The following is a 1,095-nucleotide window of genomic DNA, read 5'->3' as shown; positions in this document are numbered from 1 at the left end:
TGGAAATGATGGACAACCGCTACACGTACATGCGCCATCCCATCCTGCTGCGCTTTTATTCTTTCGTGGGACTTAACTATGTCAAACACGGCAACAAGCATCCCAACCGCGGTGGATGGATTGACTTCCGTATCGCCGTCATTCCGGTGTACGTCTGGTGGAACCCCTACAATGTGGATATGAAACTGACCGGAGCCGACGGCGGCGTCTGGGGCGCCTACTTCGGCGAACACCGTTTCATGCCCCTGCTGCTTTCCCACAATATCAAATTCGCATGGAACCAGCTGGATGAAGGCCAATTGTCCAATTACGGGGAATCCTGCCTGGTCCCCTACTTGAATGCTTCTTATAACAACCGCCAGGTGGCCGACTTTGGCGCCTCTTTCCGCACCACATCCAAACTCAGTGGAGATGGGGCCACGATCAAGGGAGAACCTTCTACCTTGAAGGCTGGAGAAATCGTTGTCTTTGCCCAGCCGGTCGTTTCCAACATTGCCAATGGCAATGAGGTTTATAAGACAAAACCCAACAGCGGTGATTTCAAACCGGACAGGTTCCCACTTAAGGAAGGTTGGTCCCAGGAGCCTGGCCAGGTCAGCTCCTATGCCGTCAACCTGACGGACGGTGTTCGCTACGAACTGCTGGACGGCAGTGGATATAATCAGCAGGGCATCGCCAAGGCTTCCATTATCTTCGCGGAAGATACCAGCCAACTCAATGGTACGCCCGATAATCATGTCCTCGCCGTCAAATACGGGGACAAGGGAGCATCAAAGGCCTTGGGAACTTTCGTCATGGGGGCCGGTCTCATGAATCCCAACAAGATGAACAGCTCCTCCTCCCTGAATGGGAAAAACACGGCTGAAATCGACATCTTCGCCAAAACCATGCCGGCTATCCTCAACCTGAACTGGGGCGCGTGGGAAAAACCTCTGGTCGACCAGATTAAGCTTCCGGCGGAAATGTGGGAACATAATGAAGGAACCGATGAAGAGGCCAAGAAGTCGGGCCAATACGGAACTCCCTCTTTGGATTCCACGTTCATCGCCTACTACGGAGTATCGGTCAAATGGGGCAAGCCTCCGGTGATCGGAG

At 53.4% G+C, this 1,095-nt stretch carries 1 pseudogene; it reads left to right on the top strand.

The window, feature by feature from the left end:
- Window positions 1-1,095 (top strand): annotated as a pseudogene (locus HJW02_RS12905) (hypothetical protein); the annotation flags it as partial.

The organism is Akkermansia sp. GGCC_0220, assembly GCF_017566105.1.
Lineage (GTDB): Bacteria > Verrucomicrobiota > Verrucomicrobiia > Verrucomicrobiales > Akkermansiaceae > Akkermansia > Akkermansia massiliensis.
The sequence above is the reverse complement of the archived record's forward strand: the minus strand, read 5'-3'. Positions and strand labels throughout refer to the sequence as shown.